Source organism: Lentihominibacter faecis (assembly GCF_014306095.1).
GTDB classification, from domain to species: Bacteria; Bacillota; Clostridia; order Peptostreptococcales; family Anaerovoracaceae; genus Lentihominibacter; species Lentihominibacter faecis.
Map to the genome: position 1 here is coordinate 1 of NZ_JACRWC010000055.1, position 9161 is coordinate 9161.

Genomic DNA, 9161 nt, shown 5'->3' on the forward strand with positions numbered 1-9161 from the left:
TTTCCTATGACTGGGACAGAGAAGTTGCCACCTGTCATCCCGACTACTACAAGTGGATGCAGTGGATCTTCATCCAGTTCTATAAAAAGGGACTGGCATATAAAAAAGAGAATCCTGTAAACTGGTGTCCGAGCTGCCAGACCGTACTGGCCAACGAACAGGTCGTTGACGGCAAGTGCGAACGGTGCAAGACGCTGGTAGGCAAGAAGGATCTATCACAGTGGTATTTTAAGATCACAGATTACGCTGAAAGGCTTCTTGACAATCTGGAAAAGCTGCCAGGCTGGCCGAACAAGGTCAAGCTGATGCAGAAAAACTGGATCGGCAAGAGCATCGGCGCAGAAGTGACCTTTGAAATAGATGGTTTTGACAAGGGGCTTGACGTCTTCACCACGAGACCGGACACCTTGTATGGAGTTACGTATATGGTAATGGCACCGGAGCATCCTTATCTGAAGGAGCTGGTAGCGGGCAGCGAATACGAAGAACCTGTCAACGCTTATGTTGATAAGGTACAGCATATGAGCGACATCGAACGTACCTCCACGACCAACGAGAAGACAGGACAGTTTACCGGTCGCTATGCGATCAATCCGCTGACAGGTAAAAAGGTTCCGATCTTCATCTCTGATTACGTTCTCATGGACTATGGTACCGGAGCGATCATGGCGGTACCGGCTCATGACCAGAGAGACTTTGACTTTGCGAAGAAATTCGACCTGGAGATCATCCCGGTAGTAGATTCCGATGATCCGGAAGTTGACGTATACGACCTGAAAGCTGCCTTTGCGGCAGAAGGAACGATGATCAACTCCGAAATGTTCAACGGCATGAACAACAAGGAAGCCATCGAAAAGATCATCGACTACCTGGAAGAAAAGAAAATCGGCAAGAAGTCCATCAACTACAAGCTGAGAGACTGGCTCATCTCCAGACAGAGATACTGGGGAACTCCGATCCCGATGATCCACTGCGACGACTGTGGATGGGTTCCGGAGAAGGAAGAAAATCTGCCGGTCCTGCTGCCTGCTGATGTACAGTTCACAGGCAAGGGCGAATCTCCGCTGGCAACAAGCAAGACCTTTGTGAACACCACATGTCCGGTCTGCGGCAAGCCTGCCAGAAGAGAACTGGATACCATGGACACGTTCCTGGATTCCTCCTGGTATTTCCTGCGCTACTGCGATCCGAAGAATACAGAAGCGCCGTTCAGCAAAGAAAAAGTAGATTACTGGATGAACGTAGACCAGTACATCGGCGGAGTGGAACATGCGATCCTTCACCTGATGTACGCAAGATTTTTCCAGATGGCACTTTACGATCTGGGACTGGTAAGCACGGAAGAGCCTTTTAAGAATCTGCTGACGCAGGGCATGGTCATCAAAGACGGTGCCAAGATGAGTAAATCCCTGGGCAATGTTGTCAGCCCTGCGGAGATCATCGACAAGTACGGTGCAGATACGGCAAGACTGTTCATCCTGTTTGCGGCACCGCCGGAACGTGAGCTGGACTGGTCGGATAAAGGCGTAGAAGGAAGCTTCAGATTCATCAACAGAGTATACCGGATGGTATATGATTTCTCGCAGAACTACAGCGAGGTGCCGGAAAGCTATGAAATCAGCGGCGACGCTGATAAGAACATGGCGTACTGGCTCAACTATGCCATCAAGAAGGTATCAGACGATATCGGCGAACGGTTCAATTTCAACACAGCCATCAGTACGATCATGGAACTTGTCAACGAAATGTACCGCTATAAGGAAGGCACGGTAAATCCGGGTCTGTTCGGAGCAGCCATCAAAGATCTGATCATCATGCTGGCGCCGTTCGTACCGCACGTAACGGAAGAAATGTGGGAGCACCTGGGATACGAAGGATCCGTTCACGATCAGAACTGGCCGGAATACGATGAAAAAGCCCTTGTAAAAGATACTGTAGAGATCGTTGTGCAGGTAAACGGAAAAATCAAAGAGAAATTAGATATTGCAGGCGGACTTTCCAGAGAAGAAATGGAGAAGACCGCTATGGAAAACGAAAAGGTAAAAGGGCTGATCGAAGGTAAGAATGTTGTGAAAGTCATTGCCGTACCGGGCAAGCTGATCAACATCGTGGTAAAATAGTGTACCCTTTTCCTGGACGACTTTAGGAAGGACATTATGAGCGAAGAAACGAAAATGACATCAAGGAAACCTGCAAAGCCTGCGGGAAAGAACACTTCTTCCCGCAGCGGCTCCGGCCAGAAGAATACCGGACGAAAGGCTTCGGCAGGGAATAGAACAGGTGGTGGAAAGCAGGGCACGAACCGAAAGACTGCTTCTGCCAGATCTGGTTCTTCTGCAAAGAATCATGCGGGCAGATCCGGGGCAGGCAAGGCAGCTCCCGGCAAATCCGCTTCCGGCAAGGCAGCTGAGGCTGTCAAAACAGCCGGCAGAACGAGCAAGGCGGCCGGCAGTGCCGGTGCAAGAGGCGCAGCTTCCAGAGGGAGACGGAAGAAAGCTGCGCCGGCGGTGAAGATCATCCCGCTGGGCGGACTTCACGAAATCGGAAAGAACATGACAGCGCTGGAATACGAGGATGAGATCATCATCGTTGACTGCGGGCTGTCTTTCCCGGATGACGATATGTTCGGGATCGATAAAGTAATTCCGGATTTTTCATATCTGGAAAAAAACAGCAAGAAGATCAAGGGACTGATCATTACTCACGGACATGAAGACCACATCGGTGGTGTTCCGTATCTGTTAAAGGTGATCAACGTACCGATCTACGGCACCAGATTCCCGCTGGGGCTGATCGAAAACAAGTTAAAAGAACACGGCATGAAGGCGAGGATGCATACGGTGAAAGCCGGACAGACCTTCAAACTGGGAAAGCATTTCTCGGTGGAAGCTTTGCGGATCACTCACTCCATCGCGGACTCCATATGCCTTTCCATAACGACACCGGCAGGAAAAATCTTCCATACAGGGGATTTCAAGATCGACTATACGCCGGTGGATGGAGATCCGATCGACTTCGCCAGACTGGCGCAGATCGGATCAGAAGGAGTGCTTCTGATGATGGCGGACAGCACCAACGTGCTGCGTCAGGGATATACGGCATCGGAGCGTGTAGTCGGCAAGACGCTGGGGAATATTTTCCGCGGCTGCAATAGTCGTATCATCATAGCCACGTTCTCATCCAACGTCCACAGGATACAGAAGATCGTGGATCTTGCAAAAGAATGCGGTCGCAAGGTGGCCGTTTCCGGCAGGAGCATGGTCAATGTGGTAGAGCTTGCAACGGAACTGGGATACATGAAGATACCGTCCAATATGCTGGTGGATCTCAATAAGGCAAAGAACGTTCCGGACAAAGAAATGGTCATCATCACCACAGGAAGCCAGGGCGAGCCTATGTCAGCACTGGCAAGGATGGCGTCCTCGGAGCATAAAGCCATCAAGATCAAGAGAGGTGACAGAGTCATTCTCTCGTCTTCTCCGGTACCGGGCAACGAGCTGACGGTGGCCAATGTAGTCAACAAGCTGGTGGAAAAGGGTGCAGAAGTGATCTATTCAGACATCGCGGATATCCATGTGTCCGGGCATGCCTGCCAGGAAGAACTGAAGCTGATGCATTCCCTGATCCGGCCGAAATTCTTCATGCCGGTCCATGGCGAGTACCGCCATTTGCAGACCCACGCAGATCTGGCTCACACGCTGGGCATGCCGAAGGATAACGTATTCCTTCTCAGCAACGGAGACTGTCTGACTGTTTCTGAAGATAATGCAGTGAAGACAGAAAAGGTCGCAGAAGCGGAAGGTATCATGGTAGACGGACTGGGCGTAGGAGACGTAGGAAACATCGTTCTCCGCGACAGAAGACTGCTGTCGGAGTCGGGTCTGATCATTCTGGTAGCAGCGATCGACCGGTATTCCAACCGGATCGCATCGGGACCGGATATCATTTCCCGCGGATTTGTCTATGTACGTGAGAATGAAGATTTGATCGATGAAGCCTGCCGCAAGGCAGAAGAGATCCTGGAAGAATGTATTGCAAAGGATATGAAGGACTGGAACGGTATGAAGACGGCTGTTCGGGAAGGTCTGCGTAAATTCATTTATGCGAAGACCAAGAGAAGTCCGGTGATCCTGCCGATCTTCCTGGAAGTGTAGAAAGGAGCATATTTATGAATGTATATGACCAGGCTCATTCGCTGGCAACAGCAGTAAAGGAGTCCGAAGAATACAAGCAGTTTCAGGCCAGAAAGAAGGATATCGAAGGCAATCCGGAACTGGAAAAAGCGCTGAACGATTTTCTCAAGCAGCAGTTTGAGATGCAGGCAGCCCAGGCTATGGGACAGCCGATGGATCCGGAAGCTTTAGGCAAGCTGCAGCAGCTTTCCGGTATCCTCATGCAGGACCCGGCAGCGGCGCAGTATCTGCAGTGCCAGATGCGTTTTTCCATGATGATGGCAGATGTGTATAAGATCCTGGCCGAAGTTTCCGATCTGGGTATCGACCAGATGATAGGAGGCGACAAATAATGGCGAACATGGTGAAAACACCGGATGAGCTGATGAAGATCCTCAAGGCTGCGACCATGGGAGATATGTGCTTCACCCATATCCTGCAGTTTATCGAACCGGGGATGACGGAAAAAATGGTAGCGGATGAAATCGAGAAAACGCTGCTTGGTTATGGCGCGGAAGGACTGTCCTTCCCGACGATCTGTGTGTCCGGCGTCAACACGACTCAGCCCCACGGAGAACCTAGCGATAAAGTGATCGAAGACGGCGATTTCGTGACTATGGATTTCGGTGCTGTCGTGGACGGCTACTGCGGTGATATGACCCGTACCATCGGGATCGGACATCTGAGCGAAGAACAGATCAAGGTTTACGATATCGTTCTTCATTCCCAGATGGCAGGCCTTGCAGCATGCAAAGCAGGTGTAAGGTGCAGTGATGTAGATGCGGCAAGCAGAGACATCATCAAGGAAGCTGGATACGGCAATTACTATATCCACGGCACAGGACACGGTGTCGGGACAGAGGTGCATGAAGCGCCTACTCTGAATCCGAAGAGTGAGGAAGTGCTGGAAGAATACATGCCTGTCACGGTGGAACCGGGCATCTATATTCCAGACAAGTTCGGAGTTCGCATTGAGGACTTGGCAATCATCACAGAATTTGGTATAATAAATGCTGTAAAATCTCAAAAGAGTTTGATTATAATTTAAATATAAAGAGAGGTCGAGAAGTTTATGATTTATGCAGGTGATTTTAGAAAAGGTATGACATTTGAAATTGACGGGGATCCGCATGTAGTTCTGGATTTCCAGCACGTTAAGCCGGGTAAGGGCGCTGCGTTCGTAAGAACGAAGCACAAGAACATCCTGACCGGCGCTATAAAGGAAGAATCCTTCAACCCGGATGCCAAGTTCCCGAAAGCACACATCGAGACAAAGACGATGCAGTACTTATATAACGACGGCGAACTGTACTATTTCATGGATGAAGAAACTTACGATCAGATTCCTCTTACATTCGACCAGGTAGAAGATGCGATGAAGTATCTGAGAGAAAACGATGAAGCTACGATCAAGTTCTACCAGGGCAATGCGTTCCAGGTGGAAGCTCCGAACTTCGTAGACCTGAAGGTGATCGAGACAGAACCGGGCGTTAAAGGCGATACAGCTACTAACGTAACAAAGGCTGCTACGGTAGAAACCGGTGCAGTGATCCAGGTTCCGATCTTCATCGAAGAAGGCGAGATCATCAAGATCGATACGAGAACAGGCGAATATCTCGGAAGATCCAAATAAGGAAGAATTCTGCAAAGAGGGGACGTCATCGTCCCCTCTTTGAAAATGATGCAAAACACCACAGAAAGAGGTACTAGATGTCAAAGATTTTTAGCAGCAAACTGAAAACCCTTCTGATCATCATCGGGATCGTCGTAGTCCTGCTGACTGCCGGGATGTTCTTTTATCTGACGGGGATCGGTGCAGTTGACAGCAAAAGCGATAAAGACGTGTCCGTTACGATCCCGCAAGGCAGCGGAGCGGCAGCTATAGTCAAGATCCTGGATGAGAAGGGACTGGTGAGAAACACCCTTTGCGCCAAAATCCACGCCAGAATCGGCGGGTATGATTCTTTGCAGGCCAATACCTATGTTTTCAGCAAATCCATGTCCCTGCCGGAAATGATGAAAGCCATCAACGAGGGCGATTTTGACTACGTTTCCAGGCAGCAGTTCACAGTAGTTGAAGGGGCTACGGTCCCGCAGGCAGCAGAGGCGATGGCCAAGGAGCTGCCGTTTACGAAAGACGAGATCCTGGCGGCATGGGCAGACAAGACCTATCTGAACAAGCTGATCAACAAATACTGGTTTTTGACAGATGAGATCCTGGCGGACGGTATCATGTATCCACTGGAAGGGTATCTGTATCCGGAAACGTATTTTGTCACCAGCGAAGATCCGAGCATCGAGGAAGTCACAACCATGATGCTGGACCATACGGACAAGGTCCTGACCAAGAGAAAATCAGATATCAAAAAAATGGACATGACTGTGCATCAGTTTCTGACGCTTTCTTCTGTGGTAGAGAACGAATCTCTCTTCAAGAAGGATCGCCCGAAAATCGCCGGTGTCTTTATCAACCGTTTGAATAAAAATATGCCGCTGCAGAGCGACATCACCGTGCTGTACGCTTTGCAGGAAAAACGCGTAGCGGTGACGAATAAAGACCTGCAGGTGGATTCCAAATACAACACATATAAAAACACGGGACTGCCGGTTGGACCGGTCTGCTCGCCGTCTGCGGACACCATGGATGACGTTCTCAACTACGAGAAGAGCGATTATTATTACTTCTTTGCCAAGGAGGATGGGACCGTGATCTATTCCAGGACGCTGGCAGAGCACGAGAAGGCTGTTTCGGAGAACAAATGGTACTAATATGAATATAACAAACGACATAATCACAGCGTTTATCAATACCTTTTACAAGAATGAAAACAAGGATCTGCAGGAGTTGAGGGCTTTTGCAGAGGCGCAGCATGTACCCATCATCCTGCGAGATACAGAAGGGCTTCTTTTGAATCTTCTGCGGATCAAAAAACCCAAAAAGATTCTGGAGATCGGGGCAGCTGTAGGGTACTCCGCATGCTGTTTTGCAGAAGGCTGCGACTGCCGGGTGGTGACCATCGAATCCAGCCCGCAGGCGTTTGAGATCGCCAGAAACAACATAGAAAACATGGGATTTTCAGACCGTGTCACGGTGCTTTCCGGGGATGCCAGGGAGGTGCTCGTAAAGCTGGCAGAAGAGGCGGAAGAGGCTGCAAAGGACGATCCGGAGGGAGGCTTCGATGTAGTGTTTATCGATGCTGCAAAGAGCCATTACAAGGCGTTCTGGGATCTGGCGATGCCGCTTTGCAATGATGAAGCCATGATCATCTGCGATAACGTGCTGATGAAGGGCATGACGGCTTCGGATGAATACGATCCGGGGAAAAAGTACAAGACCAGCATCCGCAAAATGCGGGAATTCATACAATATATCACGGATCTGCCGTATGCGGATACTTGTATCCTGCCGGTAGGCGACGGTGTATCGATCAGCGTGATCGACAAGGGAAAAAACTCATAACTATGAATAAGATAGAATTACTTGCTCCTGCGGGAGATCTGGAAAAACTGAAAATCGCAGTAGACTACGGTGCAGATGCGGTCTACTTCGGTGGAGAAATGTTCAGCCTTCGGGCGGGAGCCGGAAACCTTTCCATTGAGGAAATTGAGGAAGGTGTAGCGTACGCTCACAGCAAAGGTGTCCGCTGCCATATGGCTATGAACATCTTCGCGCACAACGAAGACATCGAACCGCTTCGTGCTTACCTTGCGAAGATCCGCCATATTCCTGTTGATGCGTTCATCGTGTCGGATCCGGGCGTGATCACTTTGATAAAAGAAGCTATGCCGGAGGCGGAACTGCATCTTTCGACCCAGGCCAATATGACGAATTACGTGACGGCTCAGTTCTGGCATGCCCAGGGCGTGAAACGGCTGGTGATGGCGCGGGAGCTTACTATAGATGAAATCCGCAAGATCAGGGAAAGCATCCCGGAGGAGATGGAACTGGAATCCTTTATCCACGGAGCCATGTGCATTTCCTATTCGGGACGGTGTCTCTTAAGCAATTTTATGATCGACAGAGATGCTAACCGGGGGCAGTGCGCTCATCCGTGCCGCTGGAAATATAAGCTGGTAGAGGAGCAGCGTCCGGGAGAATATTATCCTGTGGAGGAAGACGATCGGGGGACTTATATTTTGAACTCTAAGGATCTGTGCATGCTGGAGCATCTGCCTGAGCTGATCGAAGCAGGGGTTTCTTCTGCCAAGATCGAGGGACGGATGAAGAGCGTGTTCTACGTGGCGACTGTGGTAAGTGCATATCGCAAGGCAATCGATGCATACTATGCTGATCCGGAGCATTTTGAAATGGATCCGGCGTGGTACGAGGATATGACGAAAGCAAGTCACCGGGAATTCACAACCGGTTTTTATTTCAACAAGCCGACCAATGAAGACCAGAACTATCAGACCAGCGCTTATACGCGTGACTACAGCTTTATCGGTATGGTGAAAAGCTATGATGCCGGTACAGGTATCGCTGTGGTAGAGCAGCGCAACAAGATGGTGATCGGTGATGAGATCGAGGTGTTCGGACCTGGTCGTGACTTTTTCAGCCAGACGCTGGATTTTATGCAGGATGAAGAAGGAAATGATATCGAATCGGCTCCGCACCCGCAGCAGATCGTACAGATCCGGATGAAGGAGCCGGTAGCAGAGAACTTTATTTTAAGGAAGCGAAAAGGTCAGGCGGATTGCTGACCGAAGAGAAGACTGTAACCGGAGGCTTTGCAGGAAGCAGGCGGGAAATGACGGGCAGGTCTGCGGTTTACATAATTTAATTATTTTATTGCTGGATGAGAAAGGAGAAAAAAATGTCATCTGATGCTGGGCCCATGTGGGGTCAACTGATTTTATTACTCGTACTGATTCTGGTCAATGCGTATTTCGCAGCGGCCGAGATCGCCATCGTATCGGTGAACAAGAACCGGGTACGGTCGTTGGCACAGGAGGGAAACAAAAAGGCCTGTCTCTTATACACATCTCCGA

9 protein-coding genes are annotated in these 9161 nt (G+C 49.9%); all 9 read left to right on the forward strand.

Features of this window, described 5'->3' with window-relative positions; all coding sequences use genetic code 11:
- Window positions 1-2120, forward strand: a 2120-nt coding sequence (gene leuS, locus H8876_RS04245; protein WP_249286668.1) for a leucine--tRNA ligase, incomplete at its 5' end; no start/stop codon positions are given.
- A gap of 36 nt (window positions 2121-2156) precedes the next feature.
- Entirely contained in the window at window positions 2157-4154 is a 1998-nt protein-coding gene (locus H8876_RS04250; RefSeq protein ID WP_249286669.1) for a ribonuclease J, read from the forward strand.
- 14 nt (window positions 4155-4168) lie between these two features.
- Window positions 4169-4525 carry a YlbF/YmcA family competence regulator gene (locus H8876_RS04255; RefSeq protein WP_177264581.1) on the forward strand — a complete coding sequence of 119 codons (357 nt, stop codon included), beginning with the start codon at window positions 4169-4171 and terminating at the stop codon, window positions 4523-4525.
- Window positions 4525-5220: a M24 family metallopeptidase gene (locus tag H8876_RS04260; protein WP_249286670.1), complete on the forward strand. Its 696-nt coding sequence runs from the start codon at window positions 4525-4527 to the stop codon at window positions 5218-5220. Before H8876_RS04255 ends, H8876_RS04260 begins: the two co-directional genes overlap by 1 nt.
- Window positions 5221-5244: 24 nt before the next feature.
- Window positions 5245-5805: an elongation factor P gene (gene efp, locus H8876_RS04265; protein WP_177264583.1), complete on the forward strand. Its 561-nt coding sequence runs from the start codon at window positions 5245-5247 to the stop codon at window positions 5803-5805.
- A 77-nt stretch (window positions 5806-5882) separates the two neighbouring features.
- A complete protein-coding gene (mltG, locus tag H8876_RS04270; RefSeq protein WP_249286671.1) occupies window positions 5883-6941 on the forward strand; it encodes an endolytic transglycosylase MltG in 1059 nt (352 codons plus the stop codon).
- A gap of 1 nt (window position 6942) precedes the next feature.
- Window positions 6943-7632 (forward strand): O-methyltransferase, encoded by a 690-nt coding sequence (locus H8876_RS04275; protein WP_249286672.1) that lies wholly within the window; start codon window positions 6943-6945, stop codon window positions 7630-7632.
- Window positions 7633-7634: 2 nt separating this feature from the next.
- The gene (locus tag H8876_RS04280) at window positions 7635-8873 is read left to right on the forward strand and encodes a peptidase U32 family protein (RefSeq protein ID WP_249286673.1); all 1239 of its coding nucleotides are present in this window, start codon (window positions 7635-7637) and stop codon (window positions 8871-8873) included.
- 134 nt (window positions 8874-9007) lie between these two features.
- A partial coding sequence (locus H8876_RS04285; protein ID WP_249286674.1) for a CNNM domain-containing protein occupies window positions 9008-9161 on the forward strand: 154 nt, incomplete at its 3' end.

Excerpts from the sequence above, each read along its gene's own strand:
- H8876_RS04250 (WP_249286669.1), top strand. The coding sequence starts at position 2,157 with ATGAGCGAAGAAACGAAAATGACATCAAGGAAACCTGCAAAGCCTGCG.
- H8876_RS04255 (WP_177264581.1), top strand. The coding sequence starts at position 4,169 with ATGAATGTATATGACCAGGCTCATTCGCTGGCAACAGCAGTAAAGGAG.
- H8876_RS04260 (WP_249286670.1), top strand. The coding sequence starts at position 4,525 with ATGGCGAACATGGTGAAAACACCGGATGAGCTGATGAAGATCCTCAAG.
- efp (WP_177264583.1), top strand. The coding sequence starts at position 5,245 with ATGATTTATGCAGGTGATTTTAGAAAAGGTATGACATTTGAAATTGAC.
- mltG (WP_249286671.1), top strand. The coding sequence starts at position 5,883 with ATGTCAAAGATTTTTAGCAGCAAACTGAAAACCCTTCTGATCATCATC.
- H8876_RS04275 (WP_249286672.1), top strand. The coding sequence starts at position 6,943 with ATGAATATAACAAACGACATAATCACAGCGTTTATCAATACCTTTTAC.
- H8876_RS04280 (WP_249286673.1), top strand. The coding sequence starts at position 7,635 with ATGAATAAGATAGAATTACTTGCTCCTGCGGGAGATCTGGAAAAACTG.